Here is a 23,354-nt window from a genome sequence, read left to right on the forward strand (position 1 = left end):
GTGCCGTGAACCTTGATGCCGAGCGTCTTGCAGTCGGCGCTGAAGCGGCGCGCGAAGTCCGTGCGCACCCCCTTCTTGATGTTCACGAGAATCTGGTCGTCGCCCGACTCGAAGCCCACGAGCAGCAAGCGCAGGCCGTTTTCCTTCATGACCTTGAGCGTCTTGTACGGCACGTTCGCCTTGGCGTTGCACGACCACGTCATACCGAGCTTGCCGAGCCCGAGCGCGATCGCTTCGGCGCGCGGCAAGTCGTCGGTGAAGGTGTCGTCATCGAACATGAGTTCCTTGACTTCCGGCATGTTGTCGCGGATCCACTTCGCTTCTTCGAGCACGTTCTCGACCGAGCGCGTGCGGTAGCGGTGGCCGCTCACCGTCTGCGGCCACAGGCAGAACGTGCAGCGCGACTTGCAGCCGCGACCCGTGTAGATCGACACGTACGGGTAATTCAGATAGCCGATGAAGTAATTGTCGATCTTCAGGTCGCGCTTGTAGATGGGCGCCACGAACGGCAGCGAGTCCATGTCCTCGAGCACCGGGCGCGATGCGTTGTGCTCGATCGAGCCGTCCTTCGCGCGCCACGAAATGCCCTTGACCTCGGCAAGCGGCATGCCTTCGGCGATTTCCTTGCACGTGAAGTCGAATTCCTCGCGGCAGACGAAATCGATGGCTTCGGTCGCAGTCAGCGAATTGTGCGGATCGACCTGCACCTTCGCGCCCACCAGACCGATGACGATCGAGGCCTTGCGCTTCTTGAGGTCTTCGCAGAACTGCGCGTCGGTCGGGAACGACGGCGTGCTCGTGTGGATGATGACCAGGTCGTACTGCGCTGCGATCTTCAGCGTCTCTTCCACGCCCAGGCCGTCGGCCGGCGCGTCCAGCACGCGGCTGTCGGGCACGAGGGCCGCGGGCTGCGCAAGCCAGGTGGGATACCAGAACGAGCGGATCTCGCGCTTTGCCTGGTAGCGCGAGCCCGCGCCACCGTCGAAGCCGTCATACGACGGGGCCTGCAGAAACAGCGTTTTCATGCGATGAGTGCTCCGGGTACCCGTTGTGTGTCGGGTGATGATTGAGGTGACATTCGGTAGAAAGCGGATATCAAGCGGATATCAAGCGCCGGCATTAAAACGACGCGCTCAGCGAGCGTCCGATCCTTCGACGGCAGGCCGCTGCGCGCGCGCGGGCCTGGCCATGGCGGAAGGCGCATCGGCCTCGGGATTGGCGACGCTCACGCGTACGCCGCGCCAGATCACGTGCGAGCCGAACGCGGCGGAAAGCCACTGCAGGGCCAGCAGCACGTCGCGCAGCGGCACGAGCGGCAAATCGCGCCAGAACGCGCGCCAGCTTGCGCTCGCTCGCGTGTGCAGTATCAAACGGGCAATGATACCCGCCATCATGGTCGTGGCGAGCGCGGCCAGCGCCGTGCGCGTCGTCGCGCACGCGCCGATGCCGGCCCCCGCCGCGAGCAGGCCGTAAAACAACGCACCCAGCACAAGCCACGGCGTGGGAAACGTAATGAACAGTGAAGCGAAGCCCGCCGGATTCACCGAGCGGATGGTGCGGAGCCAGCGCGTCTCGCGCAGCCAGAGCGAGCCGAAGGTCGGCTCGATCACGTCGGTGGCCACCACCACCGGCGCGAGCACCGTCGCGAGGCCGTGATCGCGTGCGTAACGGGCAAGCAGATAGTCGTCGGCGAGGCAGTCCTTGAGCGCGGCGAAGCCGCCGATGCGCTCGAGCGTCGCGCGGGATAGCGCGAGCGTCGCGCCAAAGCCGAACGCGCGTGAGCCCGTGGAATGCGCCACGCGCACCGAGGGCGCGAACCACTCGTTGATGAAGAGCGCGCCCACGCGCGGCCAGAAACCGCCGATGCTGCGGGCGCTGTAGAGGCAGGTCACGACGCCTACGTCCGGGTCGGCTAGCGGCGCGGTGACGATCTCCAGATAGTCGGGTTCGACGGCGATATCGCTGTCGGCCACGACGATCGCGTCGTAACGCGCGCGCGCAGCCAGATTGATGAGGTTGCTCACCTTGAGATTGCTGCCGTGCACGCGCGGGTCGATCACGAGCTCGATGTCATGGCCCGGGTACGCCGCCTGCAGCCGGCGCACTACCGCAATGGCCGGATCCGCCGGCGAGGACACGCCAAACAGCAACTGAAAGCGCGGATGCCGCTGCTCGCAGAAGGTCGCGAGATTTTCGTAGAGGCGCGGCTCGGCGCCGCACAAGGGCTTAAGCACGCTCACGGGTTGCGGTTGCGCACGCCGCGCGCGGCGCGCGGCTTCGCGCACGAGCGCGGCGGAACCCAGGCGCGGCATGGTGAGCGCGGCGACGAGGCCGTAGAAAGCGGCAACGCCGCACAGCACGACCACGACCCAGACGAGCACGGGCCAGGGCGCCGACATGGCGAAAACCTGCGACACCGTCATAGCGCGCCGCCTTGTCGGGTTACGTGGGGCAACCCGCGCTCGCCGCCGGCTGCGCGCAAGGGGTAAAGCTCCTGCGGTGCCCCGACCGGAATTCGCGTTTCACCACGTACCATTTCCCTGCCCTGAAAATCCAGAAATAGACCGCGCATCGTAGCCGCATTACACATTCGAGGCTAGAAACCGGCCAATTGAAACCGGCTTACACGATGCAAGGCAATTGAATAAACAACGAATGGAGATAAACCATCGGTTGAAACGGCCGTATATGGTCGATCCCCGATTCGACGCGGAAAATTGTATCAGCAAGCTCCGTCGGCTGCTTCCGACAGACACGAGAAAATGCGTTGCCAAAGTTGCAAAAAAAGTAACTATTTCAGCGATTAAACAGGCGCCTTCCAGAGCTTTTCCATCCCGAATAAAATCGGTAAGCATATAGAAATGATTCTTTAATAATTTTGAATTAAAAACGCACTCCTTGCATTTAAACAAGAGTAATTCTCGTTAATATTCAAATCGACGGTGCGTAAAAGCAATCAACCGTATCGGAATCCATGCTAGTGGCATGGGTTCCTGAAAGCCTCCAGCACGAACGAAAGTGGTTTGGCACAATAGCCGCACCTTGCGACTGCCTTGCGGCCTCGCGTCGAGAGACCGGCGCACCGCACGCGCGCCGCGCTCCCTATACCAGGCCCCAAGCTAGCCCATGACCCTATTCTCCGTACTCGACCTCTCGCCGATCCCGGCGGGCTCCCATGCCGGTGCCGCCCTGCACAACACACTCGATCTCGCCCGGCACGCCGAACGCCTGGGTTATCACCGCTTCTGGCTGGCCGAGCATCACAACATGACGGGTATCGCCAGCGCGGCGACCTCGGTGGTGATCGGCTACGTGGCGGGCGGCACGCAATCCATCCGCGTGGGCTCGGGCGGAATCATGCTGCCGAACCATGCCCCGCTCGTGATTGCCGAGCAGTTCGGCACGCTCGAAGCGCTCTACCCTGGCCGCATCGACCTCGGCCTCGGGCGCGCGCCCGGCACCGACCAGACCACGGCGCGCGCGCTGCGCCGCGACCTGCAAGGCAGCGCCGACAGCTTCCCCGACGACGTGGCCGAATTGCAGCGCTATTTCGCCGCGCCCGTGGAAGGCCAGCGCGTGCGCGCCGTGCCCGGCGCGGGGTTGAACGTGCCGCTCTATATCCTCGGCTCGAGCCTGTATGGCGCACAGCTCGCGGCGGCGATGGGCCTGCCGTTCGCGTTCGCCTCGCACTTTGCGCCCGACCATCTGCTCACCGCGCTGCGCCTTTACCGTTCGCAGTTCCGTCCGTCTGCCGTGCTCGCCAGGCCGCATGCGATGGTCGGCGTGAACGTGTTCGGCGCGCCCACGAACGAAGAGGCGCGCTTTCTCTTCACGTCGCTGCAGCAGCAGTTCGTGAATCTGCGGCGCGGCACGCCGGGGCAGCTGCCGCCGCCGGTTGAGCAGATCGGGGCGAATGAGTTCGAACTGGCCGGTGTGTCGCACTCGCTCGCCTGTTCCGTGGTCGGCGACCAGGAAACCGTGCGCGCGGGCCTCGCCTCGGTGATCGAACAGACCGGCGCGGACGAACTCATCGTCACCGCGCAGATCTACGATCACGCGGCGCGCCTGCGTTCATTCGAGATGGCGGCGCAGGCCCGCGAGGAACTGAAGGAAGCCGCCGCGCGACGGTAACCCGAACGCGAGGCTTGCCTCGCGTTCGGTCAGGCAAACGCACCCTCAGTGCGATGTGTTCAACGCATCGAGGCCCTTGAGCAGCGCGGCATGAAACGCCTGCGGATCCTGCATCTGCGGTGCGTGCCCGAGCTCGGCGAACTCCACGAGCGTCGCGTGGGGAATGGCGCGCTGCGCGGCTTTGGCCAGCACCGGATAGTGCCCGAGCTGCGCGCGCACCTCGGGCGGAGCGAGATCCTTGCCGATGGCGGTCGTGTCCTTGTCGCCGATGAGCAAGAGCGTCGGCATCTGCAACTGGCCGAGCTCGTAGACCACCGGCTGCGTGTAGATCATGTCGTACAGCAGCGCGGAGTCCCACGCCACCCGCGCCTTGCCCGGCCCGCGATACATGCCCGCCAGCATCTGCACCCACGGCTCGTAGGCCGGCCGCCACTGACCCGCGTAATAGGTGGCCTGCTCGTAGCGGCGAATGCCGTCGGCGTTCGTCTTCAGTTCGCGCGCGTACCAGTCGTCCACCGGGATCGAGGGCACCCCCTTCGCCTTCCAGTCTTCGAGCCCGATCGGGTTCACGAGCACGAGTTGCTCCGTTTCGCCCGGATACATGAGCGCGTAGCGCACCGCCAGCATGCCGCCCGTTGAATGGCCGATGATCGTCGCGTCATGCACGCCGAGCGCCGCGAGCAGCGCGTGCGTGTTGCGCGCGAGCTGCTGGAAGCTGAACTGGTACGAAGCGGGCTTACTCGATTTGCAAAAGCCGATCTGGTCCGGCGCGATCACGCGGTAGCCCGCGGCATGCAGCTCGCGGATGGTCGCGTCCCACGTCGCCGAGCAGAAGTTCTTGCCATGCAGCAGGACCGCGGTGCGTCCGTTCGGCTTCGCGGGCTGCACGTCCATGTACGCCATATGCAGCGTTTGCCCTTGCGAAACGAACGCAAAGTCATGCACGGGATGCGGATACTCGAAGCCCTGCAGCTCGGGGCCATACGCGGGGCCGTCGGGCGTCTGGGTCGCGACTTGACCTGACGACGCGCCCATCGGCGCGGCCCCGCTCGCCTCAGGGTCTGCGGCGAACGCGACGTGACAGAGCGCGGCCGCACTCAACGCGGCAACGAAAGGGGCAAAGCGGGCAAGCGTGGGGTTCAGGATGGCGCTCATCGATCAGGAATCGGGCGAAAGGTCGGACAGGAAACAGGACGGCGAAATGGCGCCGATACAGCCAGCGATTCTAGCGGCCCCGCCCCGCTCTTGCCGCCTTTCGCGCCCCGCTTGGGCGTGCGGCATGCCGTTTGCTGCTCACGAACGCCTCGCACACTTGTGGCGGGCATGTCCGTACCTGCGGAAAGGCAATTCGCGCTACGCTGCATTCGGTGCTAGAACAGTCAATACAGGACGCACGAGACGTCCGCGGCGCACGGCACGCTTGCTGCACTGCGAAACGCGCCGCATCAGGGACGCGACAGGCACACCAGAGAAGGACCGCACAGGCCCGGGCAGGACAAGGCGGGCCGCGGCGGCCATACCGGGGGCACAACAAGGAGACGTCCATGGAAACTCCGGCAAGCCTCAACGATCTGCAACGCACCACCCTCGCCATCGTGCTCGCTGGCGGCCGCGGCACACGCCTCGGGCCGCTTACCAACAAGCGCGTGAAGCCGGCCGTGTACTTCGGCGGCAAGTACCGCATCATCGATTTCGCACTCTCGAACTGCCTGAATTCGGGCATCCGCCGCATTGCGGTCGTCACGCAGTACAAGGCGCACTCGCTCTTGCGCCACCTGCAGCGCGGCTGGGGCTTCCTGCGCGGCGAATTCAACGAGTTCCTCGACCTGTGGCCCGCGCAGCAGCGTGTGGAAGGCGCGCACTGGTACCGCGGCACCGCCGACGCCGTGTACCAGAACATCGACATCGTCCGCTCGATCAGCCCGAAGTACGTGGTGGTGCTGGCCGGCGACCACATCTACAAGATGGATTACACGCGCATGATCGCCGACCATGCCGCGAGCGGCGCCGACTGCACGGTGGGCTGCATCGAGGTGCCGCGCATGGAAGCACGCGCGTTCGGCGTGATGGCCGTGGACGAGGCGCGCCGCGTGACCGGCTTCGTCGAGAAGCCCGACGATCCGCCCGCCATGCCGGGACGCCCCGACATCGCGCTCGCGAGCATGGGCATCTACGTGTTCGACACGAACTACCTCGTCCATCTGCTCGAAGAGAACATCTCGCGCTCGGCCACCGACCACGACTTCGGCAAGGACATCATTCCGCGCGTCGTGAGCGACGGCCACGCGATCGCACATCCGTTCAGCATGTCCTGCGTGTCGTCGGACCCGGCCGCCGAACCGTACTGGCGCGACGTAGGCACGGTCGACGCCTACTGGTCCGCCAACCTCGACCTCGCCTCGACCATCCCCGCGCTCGACCTCTACGACCGCCACTGGCCAATCTGGACCTACCAGGAGCAGTTGCCGCCCGCCAAGTTCGTGCGCGACCTCAACGGTCTACAGGGCTCGGGCACCAACCTGATCGTGTGCGGCGGCAGCGTGATCTCGGGCTCGCAGATCTCGCGCTCAGTGCTCTCGTCGAATGTCGTCGTGCAGTCGTTCTGCAACATTGCCGAGGCAGTCTTGTTGCCACAGGTGACGGTGGGCACGAGTTGCCGGCTGCGCAAGGTCGTCGTGGACCGCGGCTGCACGATTCCCAACGGCACCGTGATCGGCGAAGACGCCGCGCGCGACGCCGAACGCTTTTATCGTACCGAGAGCGGCGTCGTGCTCGTCACGGGCGAGGCGCTGGCGAAGTTGCCAGGCTAGCCGAGTGCCTGGCGAACTGCAGACGCTCAAGGACGCGCCAACCCGCAAGCAACCCGAGCACCGAGAGGACTGACTCCCGATGACCATTCGCGTCCTGCACGTAGCCAGCGAGCTGTATCCGCTCCTGAAGACCGGCGGCCTCGCCGACGTCACCGCCGCCCTGCCCGCAGCGCTGATCGAACAGGGCGCCGACGCGCGCCTGCTGCTGCCGGGCTTCGCGCCCGTGGCGGCGGGCCTCGCGGACCTGCGGCCCGTCGCGCGTCTTGCGCGCACCTTCGGCGCGCCCGAGGCGACGCTGGAACTCGGGCGCCTGCCCGGCAGCGAACTTGCCGTCTACATGATCCGCGCCGACGCGTTCTACGCGCGCCCCGGCAACCCCTACCTCGACGCCGAGCATGTGCCCTACGGCGACAACGCGCAGCGTTTCGCACTGCTCGGCTGGAGCGCCGCGCAGCTCGCACTGCATCTCGATCCCGACTGGGCGCCGGCCATCGTGCAGGCGCACGACTGGCACGCGGGGCTCGCGCCGGCCTACCTGCGCGCGGCGGCGCGCGAGCGCGGCGCGAGCGTGGCGCCCGGCGGCGCGCGCTCGATCTTCACGATTCACAACCTCGCGTACCAGGGCATCTTCCCCGCGCAGCAGTTCGACTCGCTCGGCCTGCCACGCGACTTTTTCGACATGCATGGCGTGGAGTTCTACGGCCAGCTTTCGTTTCTGAAAGCCGGCCTCTATTTCGCCGACAAGATCACGACGGTGAGCCCGACCTACGCACGCGAGATTCAGACGGTCGCCCAGGGCGGCGGCCTCGAGGCGCTGCTGCGCGGACGCGCGCACGACCTCGTGGGCATCCTCAATGGCGTGGATTACGCCGTGTGGAATCCGTCGAGCGACACGGCCATCGCCACGCGCTATTCGGCCACGCGCCAGAGCGGCAAGATGCGCTGCAAGGCGGCACTGCAGACGCGCCTGAAGCTCGCGCAAAAGCACGACGCGCCGGTGTTCGGCGTGGTGAGCCGGCTCACCGAGCAAAAGGGCCTCGACCTGCTGCTTGCGGCGTTGCCCGAGATCGTCGCGCGCGGCGGCCAACTCGTCGTGCTCGGCACCGGCGACGCCAGCCTCGAACAGGGCTACGCGCGCGCCGCGCACCAGCATCCCGAATCGGTGGCCGTGGAGTTGGGGTTCGACGAGACGCTCGCGCACGAGATCGTCGCGGGCGCCGACGTGATGATGGTCCCCTCGCGCTTCGAGCCGTGCGGCCTCACGCAACTCTACGCGCTCGCTTATGGCGCGCTGCCGCTCGTGCACCGCGTGGGCGGACTCGCCGATACCGTGGTCGACGCCTCGCTGGAAAATCTCGCCGATGGCCTCGCCACGGGCTTCGTGTTCGAGCGCTTCGAGCCCGACGCGCTCACGGCCGCGATCCGCCGCGCCTTCGCGCTCTATGGACGCAGCCGCGACTGGCGCGACACGCGCTCGCGTGCAATGCAGCAGGACTTCGGCTGGGCGGCGTCGGCGCAACGCTACATGACGCTCTATCGCGAGCTGGCCGGTCAAAACGTCGTGGCTTAGCGTCTCCCCAAGCGAAATGCAGGCGCGCTCGCAGGCGCGCACGCAACACCGCGCCCACGCATCCATCGACTGCGCGCGGCGAATTCGGTTATCGTTGCTGCACCTGCGCAAGGGGCGCCATGCGAAGCGCGCCGCAAGCCACAACGAAATCTGGACCGGCCATGAAAAACGTTTTGAGCATCCAGTCCCACGTCGTGTTCGGTCACGCGGGCAACAGCGCCGCGGTGTTTCCCATGCGCCGCCTCGGCGTGAATGTCTGGCCGCTCAACACGGTGCAGTTCTCGAATCACACGCAATACGGCCACTGGACCGGCGCCGCCATCGGCTCGGACGAGGTCGTGGATCTCGTCGAAGGCATTGGCGCGATCGGCGTGCTGCCGCGCTGCGATGCGGTGCTCTCCGGCTACCTCGGAGCACCCGAGCAGGCCCAGGCCGTGATCGACGTGGTGCGCGCCGTGAAGGCCGCCAACCCGCAGGCGCGCTATTTCTGCGACCCGGTGATGGGCACGCTCAACGCCGAGAACGGCTGCCGCGTCGAGCCCGGCATTCAGGAGTTCCTCGTCCGCAACATGCCCGAGGTCGCCGACGCGATGACGCCCAATCACAGCGAGCTGCAACGGCTCGTCGGCCGCGAGCTCGAGACGGCGGAAGAAGCCGTGCTCGCGTGCCGCGAAGTGCTCAGGCGCGGCCCGAAGCTGATCCTCGTGAAGCATCTGCTCGACCGCAACAGCCCCGCCGACCGCTTCAACATGCTCGTCGTGACCGAGCACGAAGCCTGGCTCGGCCAGCGTCCGCTCTACCCGTTCGCGCGCCAACCGGTGGGCGTCGGCGACGTGACGAGCGCGGTGTTCGTCGCGCGCCTGATGCTCGGCGACTCGCTGCGCCGCGCGTTCGAGCACACGCTCGCGGCGGTGAACGCGGTGGTGAAGGCGACCTATGACGCGGGCCGTTACGAACTGGAGATCGTCGCGGCGCAAGACCAGATCGCGCGCCCGCGCGAATGGTTCGACGCCTGGTCGGTGGATGCCGCCTAGACTGAGGAGGTGCGCGCGCGGCCTATAATGCCGTTCGCATGATATGCGGCAGATGCAGATGCAGCCGCGGCGCCCACCGTCTTTAGATTTAGAGAATGACCGATGTCCGATTCAATCCGTAGCGAACAGGAAGAGTATTTCGAGCAGCTTTGCCTCGCCGTCGACGCCGGCGAGACCCACGTGCAGGAAGCAATCGAATACTTCGAGGAACAAAGCCACGAAAGCGAATTCGACGCCGCTGTATGGCTCGACATCGCGCTTTACCATGCGCCCGAGGTCGCGCGCGGCATCGTCGACTTCGTCGACGAGAGTGACCGCGAACGCAGCGACATCGCCCAAACCATTGCCGACACGCTCGACATCTCGTACGGCGACGACGAATGCGAACGCTTCGAAGCGACGATTCGCTTTGCGCTCGCCAACGGCATTCCCGTCGATCTCGACGTGGTGCTCGACGGCTGCAATCGCGCGCTCGACGACCTCGAAGGCTGGGCGAGCGCCGACACCATGGCGCCGCTCGTGCGCCTGCGCGACGCGCTCTTCGAGCTGCAACGGGACAACTAGTCCTACCCGCGCGACATTGTGTGAGCAGCTGAACGCGCGGCTGAATGACCGGCAGACCGGGCAGCCTGATATATTGCTCGCCATCCGCCGCCTCACGAAGGCCGGCGCCCGGCCGGCGCACATGGGGAGCCGGCCGAGACACCCCGCCCACGCGCGCAGCCGTTCGCACAGCACGTTCTGGCAAGCCGCAGCCGCAAACAGCAAGACCCGAAGACGAGACGCCCCGCTTGCGCGCCACCGCCGGCGCGCAAGCGGGGCGTACCTGAAAAAAACGCCCACAAGAGCACCGCGCCGCTGTCGCGCAAGGAGTCACGATGAGTCTCGCCGCCGCGCTCAGAACCGCCACTGCCTACGCATTTGCCACGGCGCGCCGTGGGTTCGGTAAGCGCCGCCCATGCGACAAGCTAGCGGCCGGGCTCCTGATCGGCACACTCTGCGCACTCGGCGCCAGCAGCAACGCTGTGGCCGCCAGCCCGCTCAACGTACGCATCGGTTTCGTCTCGCCGCTCTCTGGCGAATACGCGGACTACGGCCGCGACCTGGAAAACGGCGTGCAGCTCGCCCTCGACGAAGCGAACGCGCAAAACCTCAAGATAGGCGAGCAAACGGCGCACTTCGAGCTCGTGCCCATCGACGACCGCAGCGATCCGCGCCTCGGCGTACAGGCCGCCGCGACGCTCGCGAACCAGGGCGTGAATGCCGTGGTCGGCCACTTCAACTCGGGCTCGGCCATTCCGGCCTCGCGCATCTACGAGAGCGCCGGCATTCCGATGATCAGCCCCGCAGCGACCAATCCCGTCATCACGTCCCAAGGCTTCGCCAACACCTTCATGGTGATTGCAAACGACGCGCAAAACGCAGGCGTAGCCGGCGCGTGGGCCGTGGACGTGATGAAGGCCAAACGCGTGGCCATCATCGACGACCGCACCGCCTTCGGCCAGGGCGAAGCCGACGTGTTCGAGCGCGCGGTGCGCGAGCATGGCGGCAACGTGGTCGCGCGCGAGTTCGCGGAAAGCATCGCGAGCGACTTCGGTCCGCAGCTAGCGAGAATCAAGGCCGCCGATGCCGACCTGCTCTACTTCGGCGGCCTCGCCCACCAGGGCGCGGCGCTCGTGAAGCAGATGAAGGCGCGCAGCATGAACGCGCAGTTCGTAGGCGGCGGCGGCGTGGCGAACACCGACTTCACCCACGACGCGGGAGCCGCCGCCGAAGGCGCGATGGCCTGGGAATACGGCCGCCCGCTCGCGCAACTGCCCGATGGCCCGCGCTTCGAGCAGGCCTATAAAAGCCGCTTCGGCGCCAACGTGCTCGCCTACGCGCCGTTCGGCTACGACGCGGCGTGGGCCGCGATCCATGCGATGGTCAATGCGAAGTCGGCACAGCCCGAGGTGTACCGTAGCGCGCTCAAGGCGCTCGCCTTCGACGGCGTGACCGGTCGCATCGCCTTCGAGCCAGACGGCTCGCTCAAGAACGGCGCCTCCACACTCTGGCAGGTGAAGAAAGGCGTGTGGGTGCCGGTGACGACGCGCGGCGGCTGAGCGCCGCTCATTGCGCCCGCGGCGCAAGCGCTCCCCGCACGACGATCTGCGCGTGCGTGTCGCGCTCGATACGGACGAGCGCGTCGCGCATCTGCGCGAATTCGTCGGCTGTGCACATCTGGTGGCCGAAGCGCGCCGATAACCGCCGCTCGATTTGCAGCGTGCGCGAGCGCGCGTCGAACACGTAGTGCGATGTGTAGTCGAGAAACGCGTCGTTCACTTGCGTATCTTGCGGCACGTCGGTCACGCGCGCGAACGCGGGCAACTCGATTTGCGCGCTCTCCGCAAACTCCCCCCCGATGCACGCCCAGGGTTGCGTACGGCGCGGCTGCGCAAGCCAGTTGTCGATCTGCGTGGCGATGCCGCCCGTAAAGCTGCTCGTCGTCGTAATCGCGGTTGTGCCGTCGCGCCAGACCACGTGATCGAGCGTGCCTTGCATCGTCACCGAAAACGGACCGTCGGTCGCGTCCGTGGGGCTCGTGCTCACGCGCACAGTGCCGGCGAGCCCGGTGAGCCGCAGGCGCTGCGACGCGAGTTGCTGTGCCCCCGCGCGCGTCGCGCGGCGAAACGAATTGCGCTCGGGCTCCGCGCCCGCGCCCTCGTCTTCCACGTAGTAACTGTAGGCGGCGTCACCCGTCGCGCCCACCTCGAGCGAAAGGCGCGCCGTGCGCTCGCGCCGCTCGGTCGCGGGCGTGCGTGAGAGCACACCGTCGTCGACAAGCAGGACAGGCCGGTCCATCACGCCCGGCGGCAGGTAGCCGAACGCGTAGCCGCCCGACGACGTGTCCGCGTACAAGCCAAGGTCGGGCAGCCAGGCGATCGCGTGGTTGATCGCATGCGCGCCATAGCCCGGCACGTCGGGCAGCGCGTAGACGGGGCCGAGATTGAGCAGCACGGGCTCGGCGCGGATGCCCACCGCTGCGAGCAGCGCGCTGAAAAGCGCCACGTGGTCCTTGCAGTCGCCGTAGCGGTTGCGCAGGATGTCGGTCGCGCGATGCGGCACGGCCGCGGTCTCGCCAAGAAAGAGCGCGACGTAGCGAATGTTGAAGCGCATCCAGTCGTAGATGCGGCGCGCCTTCTCTTGCGGGTCGCTCACATCCGACGTGAGCGCAAGCGCCAGCGATGCAATGGCCGGATCGGTCGAGGTGGGATCGGCGGCGGCTTCGCGGTAGCGCGTGGCGAACGCGGCGAAGTCGGGCACGGTGGTTACCATCAGCCGGTCGCCCCAGTTCACGTAGGCCACCGCTCCCGCTTCGAGCGGCGCATAGGGGCCGTGCCGGTAGTCGAATGCGTAGCGGGTGCGGCCGTTCGCCGTCTCGGGGGCGAGCGCCGTGTAGCCGCGCGCATCGACGTGGAGCGGCACGTTGGCGGGCAGATCGAAGATGAGGCGCTGAAACTCGACGGGTTCGCCGGTCGGCTCGACGAAGTACGAAAACGTGCCCGCATCCAGCGCCTTCGCGCGGCGCTTCGCGAAATGCAGATGCACGCGCGAGCCAACCTGGACGCCCGGAAAGATCACCGTGCGCAGCACGCCGTCCTCGAACGTGGGCGCGCCCGCCGAGCGCGGCTCCTGCACGTCGCGTATGCCGCTCGCGCCAACCGCGTGCGTGGCGCCGTCCGGGTCGATGGTTTCGGCCGAGAGCTTCGCGATCGTTTCGATATCCTTATTGAACCAGACGTAGCGCTGGGCGATCTCGTCCACGCCGGCAGTCGTGTTCGCGCGCAGCACGGTGTCGTCGTCCTCGACGACCGAGCCGTCCTGCTGCACCACGAAGAGATGTACGTCGCGCTCGAGCGTGTACGGAGGGACGTCGTTTTGCGCGGCGCTATCTGTGGTCCCGGCGCGAGCATGTCCGCTCGCGATTGCCAGGCTCAACGCAAGGCACGACGCGACGCACCGGGCGGCACGCCTGAACGACTCGCCTCGCGTCATGGGCGGTTCAGGCGCGCACCGCCGCTTGCGCGGCGTTCGGCCATGAGGTCTGCGCGAGATGGCGCTCGCGCTGCGCAGCACGCCATGCGCGCGGACTCGCGCCGAACTCCGCGCGAAACGCGGCATTGAAGTTCGAGAGGTCGTTGAAGCCGCTCGCGAGCGCAACGTCGACGATCTTCGCTTCGTCGTCGGCGGCCAGACGCAGCGCGGCGCCGCGCAACCGCGCACGCAGCAAATATTGATGCGGGGTCACGCCGGCAACGACCGAGAAGGTGCGCAGAAAATAGAACTCACTCACGCCCGCCGCGCTCGCGAGGCTGGCGAGCGTATGGGCGTCGTCGGGCGTCTCGTCGATCAGGCGCAGCGTCGCAACCACGCGCGCCGCCGCGGCGGCGCCGGGCGTAGCGGGAGCAAGCGCGTCCTTGCCGCTCGCCACCACACGCAAGGTCGTGAGCGCCAGTTCTAGTGCGATTTCATCCCACCCTGCGCCGCCGCCCCCGCTCGCGTGAGCCCGCTCCTGCGCGAGCGCGTCGGCGCAAGCGTGCGCCACGAGTGGCGCGAGCGCGCGCCCCGGCGGCACCCGCGCGGCGCGCCAGCGCCTGGCGCCCGACGCAAGACCCGCGGCCGCGGCCTGCTCGTCGAGCCAGGCTGGGTCGTAATGGAACGAGAGGCAGCGGTCGCCCGCCGCATGACGATGGCCGCATTCGAAACAGGCCCCGGCAACGCCCAGCATGAGTGCGCCGGGCGTCATGAGCGCGCGCGCGTCGCCGCTGCGGTAGCCGAACACGCCTGCTGCCACGATGGCGAGGCACGCGCTCGTGTGGCGCTCCTCGTAGGGCCGGTCGCCGGGGCCGAGCGTGCAGACAACATCGTCAACCGACCAGCCAGCGCCTCCCGCGAGCGGACGCACCGTGGGCGCACGGCCGCTATCGGCGCGGCCTTCGCGCTCGCGCTGAGCGAGCGCGCGTTGCAGTGAAGCGGCGAGACCTTGCACGGCAACCTCGCGGGAAGTGAGCTACGTTCGTGGGCTACGTCTGCCGTTGTAGCACATCGACGCGGCCGCCGCCGAGCCTGCCCCGATCCTCGCACTGGCCGCTATCCCCTGCGCTCGTCGATGGCGCGCAGCAGCGAAAGCGCGATGCCCTCGGCAGCAAGGCGCACCGCTTCGAGCGACGGAAACGACGGCGCGATGCGCAGATGGCTGTCGTGCGCATCGACGCCATAGGGAAACGCCGCGCCCGCGGGCGTGAGGACGAGGCCCGCCGCCGCCGCGAGTTCGACAGTGCGCCGCGCGCAGCCCTCGGGCGCATAAAGGCTGATGAAATAGCCGCCCTGCGGCACGTTCCAGCTCACGCCGGGCACGCCGGTCAGGCGCGCGCGGAACACCTCGTCGACAGCGTCGAACTTCGGCTTGAGGAGCGCTCGATGACGCGCCATCAGTTCAGTGAGCGTCGCGCGCTCGCGCAGAAAGCGCACGTGGCGCAACTGGTTGAGCTTGTCCGGCCCGATGGTGCGCACGGCCGAATGCGTCTGCCACCAGGCCACGTTGCGCGGCGCGGCGGCGAGCCACGCGAACGCCCCGCCGCCGAACGTCACTTTCGACAGCGATGCGAACATCAGCGCGCGCTGCGCGTGGCCCGCCGCCGCGCAGGTCTCGAACACGTCGAGCGTCGTGAGCGCTTCGTCGGTGAGATGGTGGAAGCGGTAGGCATCGTCCCAGAAGAGGCGGAAGTCGGGTGCGGCGGGCATCGCGGCGAGACGCCGTATCACCTCGTCGGACCAGATCGCGCCCGTCGGGTTGCTGTAGAGCGGCACGCACCACATGCCCTTGATCGATGGATCGTCGCGCACGAGCGCTTCCACGCGGTCCATGTCGGGACCGTCCTCGCGCATCGGCACGGCGATCATGCGCACGCCGAGCGCCTCGCAGATCGCGAAGTGGCGGTCATAGCCCGGCACCGGACACACGAAGGCGATCTCGCCTTGCGCGCGCCACGGCGCGCTCATGTCCGCGCCCTCGCCCACCGGCACGCCATGCAGCAGCGCGAATGTCAGCGCGTCGTGCATGAGTTCGAGGCTCGAATTGCCCGCAGCGATCACCTGCGCGCTCGGTACACCGAGCAGCTGCGCGCCCAGCTCGCGCGCCTCGGGCAAGCCGCTCGCGAGGCCGTAGTTGCGGCAGTCAAAGCCGTCGCGCGCGAGATAGCCCGCCTGCCCCGCTTCATCGATAAGCGCCTGCGAGAGATCGAGCTGCTCGGGCGAAGGCTTGCCGCGCGACATGTCGAGCCGCATGTTCAGTTGCTGGAATCGTTCGTAGGTCAAATCGACGGGCGGCGACATCAACATGGGCTTCTCCGAAAAACGAAGGACTGCGCGGGGAACAACGTGAACGGTCGGTACGTCCCCAGTATCGGCCTGCCCCCGCGTTCAGACAAACGCGTTATATTGAAGGCTTCGATCAATTTTTCTTATACCAATGAAGACCCTCGACCTCGACGTGCTCGCCATGGTGGTGGCCGTCGCCGACGCCGGCAGCTTCGTGCGCGGCGCCGCGCTCGTGCACCGCTCGCAGGCGGCGCTCAGCATGCAGATCCGCGCGCTCGAGGAATCCATCGGCAAGCCCCTCTTCATCCGCGCGCCGCGCAGCGTCACGCCCACGCCCGATGGCCAGACGCTCATCGCCTACGCGCGGCGCATGCTCGCGCTGCGCGACGAAGCGTGGGCCTCGCTCGCGCACCCGGAGGTGACGGGCCGCGTGTCGATCGGCGTGCCCGACGACTACGCGTCCTCACTCATGCCGCCGGTGCTGCGCAAGTTCTCGGCGAACTGGCCGAAGGTGGAAATCCAGGTGATCGGGCTGCCAAGCAGCGCGCTCATGCCGCTCCTGAAAGACAACAAGATCGACCTCGCCTGCATCACGCGCACGCGGGGCCTCGCGGGTGAGTTCATCCGCTTCGAGCCGATGGTGTGGGCAGCGCCTCCCGCGGCCGTGAGCGCGGCGAGCGGGCGCGAGATCTGGCGCGAGCGGCCGCTGCCGGTCGCCCTCTTCGGCGGCGGCAGCGTCGCGCACACGAACGCGATCCAGGCGCTGGAGCGCGCGAAGATCGCTTATCGCACCTCGTATGAAAGCCCGAGCCTGATGGGCCTGTGCAGCATGGTGGCAGCGGGTCTCGCCATCGCGCCGCTCGCGCGCTGCGCGGTGCCCGAGACGTTCGTCACGCTCGGCCGTCAGCATGGCCTGCCGGAACTGCCCGAGCTGGAAGTGGTGCTCGCGCGCAGCGCACGCTCGAACCGCCCGCCGTGCGACTTTCTCGCCGATCAGATCCTCGCGGAGTTGCGCGTACAAGAGCGCTGACTTCAAACGATAACTGCGCAGACGATGCTTCGGGCAACGAATCAGTCGTCGCCCAGTCGAGAAAGCAGCGCGTAAAGGCGCGAGACATGCCGCAGCAGCATTTCGCGATGCTTTTCAATCTGCTCGAGGCGGCCTTCGAGATCGGCGCGCACGCGCTCGTCGGGGTCGGCGTAGTTGATCACGTCTTCGATGCGCGAGCGCAGCACCGCAGGCTCGACCGGCGGCACGCTCAGGTAGCGCTCGAGCTTGCGCACGTCCTGCGCCGCGAGATCGCGGATCTTGCGCATGCCCGCAAGACGCCGGTGCGCCTCTGGCGTTGCCGTCACTTCCTCACGCTTCGCGCCCTGGCCGAAAATCGGCTCCACGCGCAGCACAGGCGCCTTGCGCACCGGATGCGCGGTGCCGCGAAAGCGCGCGCGCGGCGTCTCGCTTGCGATCGCCTCGCGCGTCTCGTCGGGTACATCGGCGCTCTCGTGCTTCACGTCCATCCAGCCTTCGGGCAGGCCCGTGACGGCTTCCACGCCGCGCACGAACTCCGCGCTGAAGTCGCGCTCACCCGACACGATCAGCTTCATGTGGCTCGCGGAAAACGTCATCATGCGCGCGAGCCGCGTCGCAGAGCCGACCTCGCGCGTAAGCAGCGCCAGATTGGCCCGCCACATCGGCATGAGCGTGGCGTTGGCATCGTCCATTGCGGAGCTCCTCCTTCGTTCGCGTCACCCTCCAATGATACGGGCTGCGGCGCACCACGCGCGCTTTCTCGGGCCGTCTGGCCCCATTGGCGCGATGTGGTCGACAATCTGAAAACGCAGCAAGACGCATGCCGACGACAACCGACCGGGCACGGGGAAAAAGCTGAGGAAATGGCGAGATAGAGCGCTGCACAGGCCACGCGCGAGTTGCGCGGGCTTAGAAATGCCCGGTGAAGCGGTAGCGGCTGCCCGGATGCCAGAGGTTGGCGACCGAAGCGACGAGCCCGCGCGAGCGCGTGCGCCGGTGCAGCACGAGGCACGGTTCGGACTCGCCCATGGCGAGGTGCACGCGCGTATCCGCCTCGGGCGCGAGCGCCTCGATGCGGTACTCCACGCCCTGCAGCGGCGCGACATGCACGAGGTACTGGTTCGGCGTGATGTGCGTGAAGTCCTGCGCCGCGTAGTCGGGCGCGATGGCGGGATTGACCCAGCGCTCTTCGAGCTGCACGGGCTCGTCGTTCTCGAAGTGGAGCACGCGCGAGTTGAACACCTGGTCGTTCGCGGCGAGCCCCATTTCGACGGCGAGCGCCTCGTCTGTACGATGCACGCCGATCTCGAGCACCTGGGCGCGGTAGCGGTGCCCGCGCGCGAGGATTTCGTCGGAGATGCTGCGAATGGCGACGAGCGTCGATTCGTACTTGGGCCGCGCGACGAACGTGCCCGCGCCCTGTACGCGCGTGAGCACCTGTTCCGCGGTGAGTTCTCGCAGCGCCCGGTTCACGGTCATGCGCGCGACCTTGAACTCGCGCGCCAGTTCGTTCTCCGAAGGCACCTGGTCGCCCTCGCTCCACTCACCGGCGTGAATACGCGCGAGGATGAAGTCCTTGATGCCCTGGTATGCGGGAGCGTTCATCGCGTTGGCCCGTGTCGCAGCAACGCGGCTTAGCGCGCCTCGGACTCGAATGCCAGCGGACTGTGCGAAGCAATCGCGCCGTTCTGCACGAGACGCGTGATCGCTTCGATGTCCGGTGCGAAGTAACGGTCGAGGTCGTAATGCGGCACCTCGGCGCGCACCGACTGCATCACGTGCGCAAGCGCCGGGCTCGTGTGGTGCGGTGCGCGCAGGTCCACGCCCTGGGCCGCGGCGAGCAGTTCGATCGCAAGAATGTTGGCCGTGTTGTCGGCGATATCGGCGAGCTTGCGCGCGGCGAACGTCGCCATCGAAACGTGATCTTCCTGGTTCGCCGAAGTCGGCAGCGAATCGACCGATGCCGGATGCGCGAGCGTCTTGTTTTCCGACGCCAGTGCGGCGGCCGTGACGTGCGCGATCATGAAGCCCGAGTTCACGCCACCGTCCTTCACGAGGAAAGGCGGCAGGCCCGAGAGCGTGGCGTCGATCAGCAGTGCGATGCGACGCTCGGCGAGCGCGCCGATTTCGGCTGCGGCCAGCGCGAGATTGTCGGCGGCGAAGGCCACCGGCTCGGCGTGGAAGTTGCCGCCGGAGAGCACTTCGTTCGTTTCCGGGAAGATCAGCGGATTGTCCGAAACCGCGTTCGCCTCGATGAGCAGCACTTGCGCCGCGTGACGCATCTGGTCGAGACACGCGCCCATCACCTGCGGCTGGCAGCGCAGCGAATACGGGTCCTGGACCTTGCCGCAGTCGCGGTGCGAGAGGTTGATCGCCGAGCCTTCGAGCAGCGTGCGATAGGCCGCGGCGGCATCGATCTGGCCGCGATGACCGCGCAGTTCGTGAATGCGCGCGTCGAACGGCTTCACCGAACCTGCCGCCGCATCCACGCACAGCGCGCCCGAAACGAGTGCCGTGCGGTAAAGATCTTCGATCGCGAACATGTTGTAGATGGCGAGCGCGGCGGAAGCCTGCGTGCCGTTGAGCAGCGCGAGCCCTTCCTTCGCCTGCAGCGCGAGCGGCTTGAGGCCCGCAGCGGCGAGACCCGCCTCGGCGCTGGCGCGCTCACCGCGGATGAACACTTCACCAATGCCGAGCAATACACACGACATATGCGCGAGCGGCGCGAGGTCGCCCGAGGCGCCAACCGAGCCCTTCACCGGAATCACGGGCAGCACGTCTGCGTTGAAGAGCGTGATGAGCGCGTCCATCACTTCACGGCGGATGCCCGAATAGCCGCGGCCGAGGCTCGACAGCTTCAGCGCCATCAAGAGACGCACGACCGGACGCGACATCGGCTCACCCACGCCCACAGCGTGCGAAAGCACCAGGTTGCGCTGCAGCAGTTCGAGCTGGTCGTTCGGGATGTGCGTGCTCGCCAGACGCCCGAAGCCCGTATTGATGCCGTAGGCGGGCTCACCCTTCGCCGTGATCTCGGCAACGGCGCGTGCACCTGCGTCGATGGCCGCGAAGCTGGCCGGATCGAGCTCGAGCCGCACTGCCTCGCGCGCGATCTGGCGCAGTTGGGGCAGGGTCAGATGGCCGGGCGTGAGGCGAAGGGTCGGGAGCATGGTCGAATCCTGTCTATACAAGTCGCGAAAGTGGCCGAAGTCTAGCCTGGCGCGCCTGTCTATACAACTCCCCTTTGCGACCCTTGTGTCCTGGGACTATCCACGAGAGCGCCGCGAGCGCCCGTCACTCGTCGAGTTGCAGCCTGCCCCCAATAAACGCGAGAAAGCATTGCACGCGCGTCGCGAGCGCCGCGCTGCGGTAGTACACGGCGTGGATCGGCTGGCGCGATTCGATCAGCGCGTCGTCGAGTACGGTGACGAGGCGCCCCGCCTCCCGGTCGGCCGCGGTGAGGAAGTCGGAGAGGCACGCGATGCCGCTGCCGGCAAGCGCGAGCTGCCGTATCGTCTCGCCGCTCGACGCCGAAAGCGCCGGGGCGATCGTGTAGCCGGATGCGGTCTCTTGCGTCTTTGTGGCCGTGCCCGCTTCGTCGCCGCCAGCGATACGCAACGGCCAGCCGTTGAGATGCGCAGGCGCCGTAAAGCCGATCAGCCGATGTTCGCGCAACGCGGCTACGCTGCGCGGCGTGCCGTGCGCCGCGAGATAGCCGGGACTCGCCAGGATGCGCAAACGGCTCGAGCCGAGCGCGCGCGCGTGCAGCGTGGAGTCCTGCAGCGTGCCGATGCGAATGGCGATATCCACGCGCTGCTCCAGCAAATCGACAATGCGCTCGTTGTTCGTGAGCTCGAGTTCGATCTCGGGATAGGCGTGCGCGAACGCCGCGACGTGCGGCACGATGCAGTGAAGCATGAACGGCGTGGCCGCATCCACGCGCAAGCGCCCGGAAGGACGCTCGCGGTGGCGCGTGACGGCCTCTTCGGCATCGGCCATCGCCGTAAGAATGGCGCGGGCGCGATCGAGGAACAGTTCGCCCTCTTCCGTGAGCTGCAAGCGCCGTGTGGTGCGCAAGATCAGCGCGACGCCCAACTGCTTTTCGAGCCGCGTAAGCGCGCGGCTCACGCCCGATACGGTCTGCTCGAGCTTTTCAGCGGCGGCGGTGATCGACCCCGCATCGATCACGGTGACGAATACGAGCAGTTCGTCGGTCGACGTCTTCATCGTTGCTATTGTTGATTTGCAGTCAAGATTCATTTGAGACTAACACGGTTTTTGCAAACCCCGGATACCGCGATACTGGCTCCCATCGCAATCGAGAACAGGACGAGGAGCAACCCATGAAAGTATTCGTGACAGGCGCAGGCGGTTTTATCGGCGGAACGATCGCGGCGCATCTCGTGCGCGCGGGCCACACGGTGCGCGGCCTCGTGCGCCGGCCCGAGCAGTTCGCCGACCTCGAAAAGCTCGGCATCACGCCCGTGCAGGGCGATCTCGACGACCGTGCGACGCTCATGGCAGAAGCGCGCGCCGCCGACGCCGTCATCAACGCGGCCAGCAGCGACCATCGCGGCGCGGTCGAGGCGCTCATCGACGCGCTCGAAGGCTCCGGCAAGACGCTCCTGCACACGAGCGGCTCGAGCATCGTGGGCGACGCATCGGGCGGCGAGGCGACCGAGCGCGTCTATCACGAAGACGCCCTGCCCGAGCCGACCGCTGACAAGGCGCCGCGCGTGGCCATCGACACTCTCGTGCTCGCGGCGGCGGCGCGCGGCGTGAAGAGCGCCGTGCTGTGCAACACGCTGATCTATGGTGTGGGCGCGGTGCCTGCAGCCGCGAGCGTGCAACTGCCGCGGCTCATCCGCCAGGCGCAGAAGAGCGGCGTGATGCGCCACGTAGGGCGCGGCCTGAACATCTGGTCGAACGTGCACGTCGACGACGTGGCCGAACTCTATCGCCTCGCGCTCGAAAAGACGCCGGCAGACACGTTCTATTTTGTCGAAAGTGGCGAAGCGAATTTCCGCGACATGACCACGGCGCTCGCCGACGTGATGGGTCTCGGCGCGCCGCAGGACTGGCCGCTCGAAGCCGCGATCGAGGAATGGGGCTACGAAATGGCGTCGTACGGCCTCGGCTCGAACAGCCGCGTGCGCGGCAAGCGCGCCCGCACGCTGCTCGGCTGGCAGCCGCAGCGCACTTCGGTCACCGACTGGATTCGCAACGAGATGCCAAAGCCGCAAAGATAAGTGCTGTAGAGCACGTTATTGTTGCGTATCCGTAAGGTCGATTCGCTAGAATCCGAGCGTCTTGCACTGCCGCCGGCGCGTTGCGCGCCGGCACCGGATACGCCGATGCTACTCGCGCTGAACTTTTACTGGCTGACCAATCTGCTGGCTGTCCTGTTCATCGTCGCGTGCCTCTACGACACGCTCTACGACGAATATGGCACGCTGACGCTCGCCGCCGGCGCGATGGGACTCATCGTGATGGCGATCGAAGTGCTGCTGCGCCCCGCGTTCGAAATGTCGCTCTAGCTCGCGCGTTTCTTTCGCGAATTCTTACGCTGATGGCGCAGCGTGCTTTCGTTGTGCTAACAATCACCTTTCTCCATTGCGCTCATTGCGCTCATTGCGCTCATTGCGCTCATTGCGCTCATTGCGCTCATTGCGCGGCAACTATGGCTTCTCGTGCGCACAGCACGATGACTGCGCGGGCGCATCGTCATAGCGATCGTGGTGACGCATCCACTCGCGCATGTCCTTTTCTTCGTTGCGTCCCTTCGCGGTGAGTTCCAGCATCGCATACGTTCCGATCAGCATCTCCCCGCCGCGCGCGTATGTTGAATACGTGTGGTACACGTTGCCCGCTTCGTCGCGATAAAAGGCGCTGACGCCAGGCAGCTCGTCGCTCATGTATTCCTGCTCGGTGTAGTTGTAGATCGCGTTGCCGCGCGCCTTGTCGGCTTCGCTAAACGACACGTGATAATCAAAGTTGAAGTCGCTCGCATTCGACGATACCCACGGAAACCGCCAGCCCATGCGCTGCCTGAACGCCTCGATCTTCGCGAGCGGCGCGCGCGAAACGGCCACGTAGGTCACATCGTGATGCTCCAGATGCGGCAGCATGCCGTCCACGTGATCGGAGAGGAACGAGCAACCCGGGCACCCCTCTTCCCAATCCGGCCCGAGCATGAAGTGATAGACGATCAGCTGGCTGCGCGGCCCGAATAGCTCGGCGAGCGTGCGCGCGCCTTGTGGCGTTTCGAACGTATAGGTTTTCTCGACTTTCACCCACGGCAGCGCCTGACGCTTTGCCACCAGCGCGTCGCGTGCGTGCGTGAATGCGCGCTCCTCTGCCAGCAATGCCTTGCGCGCCTCAAGCCATTCGGCATCCGAAACAATCTTGTGCGGTTCCAT

The 23,354-nt window shown here is 66.8% G+C and carries 20 protein-coding genes; 9 read left to right on the forward strand and 11 right to left on the reverse strand.

The window, feature by feature from the left end:
- Together hpnJ and hpnI are read right to left on the reverse strand one after the other, a co-directional pair.
- Nucleotides 1-1,025, reverse strand: a 1,025-nt coding sequence (gene hpnJ / locus JMY28_RS22015; RefSeq protein ID WP_201698041.1) for a hopanoid biosynthesis associated radical SAM protein HpnJ, incomplete at its 3' end; no start/stop codon positions are given.
- A 108-nt stretch (nt 1,026-1,133) separates the two neighbouring features.
- A complete protein-coding gene (hpnI, locus tag JMY28_RS22020) occupies nt 1,134-2,399 on the reverse strand; it encodes a bacteriohopanetetrol glucosamine biosynthesis glycosyltransferase HpnI (RefSeq protein WP_201698236.1) in 1,266 nt (421 codons plus the stop codon).
- A 727-nt stretch (nt 2,400-3,126) separates the two neighbouring features.
- On the opposite strand from hpnI, the gene JMY28_RS22025 reads away from it, so the two are divergent.
- On the forward strand, nt 3,127-4,131 hold the full coding sequence (locus tag JMY28_RS22025) for an LLM class flavin-dependent oxidoreductase (RefSeq protein WP_201698042.1): 1,005 nt from the start codon (nt 3,127-3,129) through the stop codon (nt 4,129-4,131).
- A 45-nt stretch (nt 4,132-4,176) separates the two neighbouring features.
- On the opposite strand, the gene JMY28_RS22030 is transcribed toward JMY28_RS22025, so the two are convergent.
- Nucleotides 4,177-5,286: an alpha/beta fold hydrolase gene (locus JMY28_RS22030; protein WP_201698043.1), complete on the reverse strand. Its 1,110-nt coding sequence runs from the start codon at nt 5,284-5,286 to the stop codon at nt 4,177-4,179.
- 389 nt (nt 5,287-5,675) lie between these two features.
- Here JMY28_RS22030 and glgC point away from each other — a divergent pair, with 389 nt between their 5' ends.
- The 5 genes from glgC (at nt 5,676) to JMY28_RS22055 (ending at nt 11,647) form a co-directional block, all read left to right on the forward strand.
- Complete coding sequence (gene glgC, locus JMY28_RS22035) at nt 5,676-6,941, forward strand: glucose-1-phosphate adenylyltransferase (RefSeq protein ID WP_201698044.1); 1,266 nt, start codon at nt 5,676-5,678, stop codon at nt 6,939-6,941.
- Between the two features lie 79 nt (nt 6,942-7,020).
- A complete protein-coding gene (gene glgA, locus JMY28_RS22040; protein ID WP_201698045.1) occupies nt 7,021-8,511 on the forward strand; it encodes a glycogen synthase GlgA in 1,491 nt (496 codons plus the stop codon).
- 161 nt (nt 8,512-8,672) lie between these two features.
- Nucleotides 8,673-9,545, forward strand: a complete 873-nt coding sequence (pdxY, locus tag JMY28_RS22045) for a pyridoxal kinase PdxY (RefSeq protein ID WP_201698046.1) — start codon at nt 8,673-8,675, stop codon at nt 9,543-9,545.
- A 102-nt stretch (nt 9,546-9,647) separates the two neighbouring features.
- Nucleotides 9,648-10,109, forward strand: coding sequence for a hypothetical protein (locus tag JMY28_RS22050; protein WP_201698047.1), 462 nt, complete (start codon nt 9,648-9,650; stop codon nt 10,107-10,109).
- A 314-nt stretch (nt 10,110-10,423) separates the two neighbouring features.
- Nucleotides 10,424-11,647, forward strand: coding sequence for a branched-chain amino acid ABC transporter substrate-binding protein (locus JMY28_RS22055; protein ID WP_201698048.1), 1,224 nt, complete (start codon nt 10,424-10,426; stop codon nt 11,645-11,647).
- Between the two features lie 7 nt (nt 11,648-11,654).
- On the opposite strand, the gene JMY28_RS22060 is transcribed toward JMY28_RS22055, so the two are convergent.
- From JMY28_RS22060 to JMY28_RS22070, 3 genes are all read right to left on the reverse strand, one after another.
- The gene (locus JMY28_RS22060; protein ID WP_201698049.1) at nt 11,655-13,580 is read right to left on the reverse strand and encodes a DUF3857 domain-containing transglutaminase family protein; all 1,926 of its coding nucleotides are present in this window, start codon (nt 13,578-13,580) and stop codon (nt 11,655-11,657) included.
- A 7-nt stretch (nt 13,581-13,587) separates the two neighbouring features.
- The gene (locus JMY28_RS22065) at nt 13,588-14,574 is read right to left on the reverse strand and encodes a helix-turn-helix domain-containing protein (protein WP_201698050.1); all 987 of its coding nucleotides are present in this window, start codon (nt 14,572-14,574) and stop codon (nt 13,588-13,590) included.
- A 101-nt stretch (nt 14,575-14,675) separates the two neighbouring features.
- Nucleotides 14,676-15,926 (reverse strand): aminotransferase class I/II-fold pyridoxal phosphate-dependent enzyme, encoded by a 1,251-nt coding sequence (locus JMY28_RS22070; RefSeq protein WP_236596987.1) that lies wholly within the window; start codon nt 15,924-15,926, stop codon nt 14,676-14,678.
- A 130-nt stretch (nt 15,927-16,056) separates the two neighbouring features.
- On the opposite strand from JMY28_RS22070, the gene JMY28_RS22075 reads away from it, so the two are divergent.
- A complete protein-coding gene (locus JMY28_RS22075; protein WP_201698051.1) occupies nt 16,057-16,935 on the forward strand; it encodes a LysR substrate-binding domain-containing protein in 879 nt (292 codons plus the stop codon).
- Nucleotides 16,936-16,976: 41 nt separating this feature from the next.
- On the opposite strand, the gene JMY28_RS22080 is transcribed toward JMY28_RS22075, so the two are convergent.
- From JMY28_RS22080 to JMY28_RS22095, 4 genes are all read right to left on the reverse strand, one after another.
- A complete protein-coding gene (locus JMY28_RS22080) occupies nt 16,977-17,627 on the reverse strand; it encodes a hypothetical protein (protein WP_201698052.1) in 651 nt (216 codons plus the stop codon).
- Nucleotides 17,628-17,844: 217 nt separating this feature from the next.
- The gene (hutC, locus tag JMY28_RS22085) at nt 17,845-18,540 is read right to left on the reverse strand and encodes a histidine utilization repressor (RefSeq protein WP_201698053.1); all 696 of its coding nucleotides are present in this window, start codon (nt 18,538-18,540) and stop codon (nt 17,845-17,847) included.
- A 29-nt stretch (nt 18,541-18,569) separates the two neighbouring features.
- Entirely contained in the window at nt 18,570-20,105 is a 1,536-nt protein-coding gene (hutH, locus tag JMY28_RS22090) for a histidine ammonia-lyase (protein WP_201698054.1), read from the reverse strand.
- Between the two features lie 124 nt (nt 20,106-20,229).
- Nucleotides 20,230-21,162, reverse strand: a complete 933-nt coding sequence (locus JMY28_RS22095) for a LysR family transcriptional regulator (RefSeq protein WP_201698055.1) — start codon at nt 21,160-21,162, stop codon at nt 20,230-20,232.
- Between the two features lie 116 nt (nt 21,163-21,278).
- Here JMY28_RS22095 and JMY28_RS22100 point away from each other — a divergent pair, with 116 nt between their 5' ends.
- Together JMY28_RS22100 and JMY28_RS22105 are read left to right on the forward strand one after the other, a co-directional pair.
- Nucleotides 21,279-22,184, forward strand: a complete 906-nt coding sequence (locus JMY28_RS22100) for an NAD-dependent epimerase/dehydratase family protein (RefSeq protein WP_201698056.1) — start codon at nt 21,279-21,281, stop codon at nt 22,182-22,184.
- 105 nt (nt 22,185-22,289) lie between these two features.
- Entirely contained in the window at nt 22,290-22,472 is a 183-nt protein-coding gene (locus tag JMY28_RS22105; RefSeq protein WP_201698057.1) for a hypothetical protein, read from the forward strand.
- Between the two features lie 141 nt (nt 22,473-22,613).
- Here JMY28_RS22105 and JMY28_RS22110 read toward each other — a convergent pair whose 3' ends face one another.
- Entirely contained in the window at nt 22,614-23,354 is a 741-nt protein-coding gene (locus JMY28_RS22110) for a DUF899 domain-containing protein (RefSeq protein WP_201698058.1), read from the reverse strand.

This window comes from Paraburkholderia hiiakae (assembly GCF_904848665.1).
Lineage (GTDB): Bacteria > Pseudomonadota > Gammaproteobacteria > Burkholderiales > Burkholderiaceae > Paraburkholderia > Paraburkholderia hiiakae.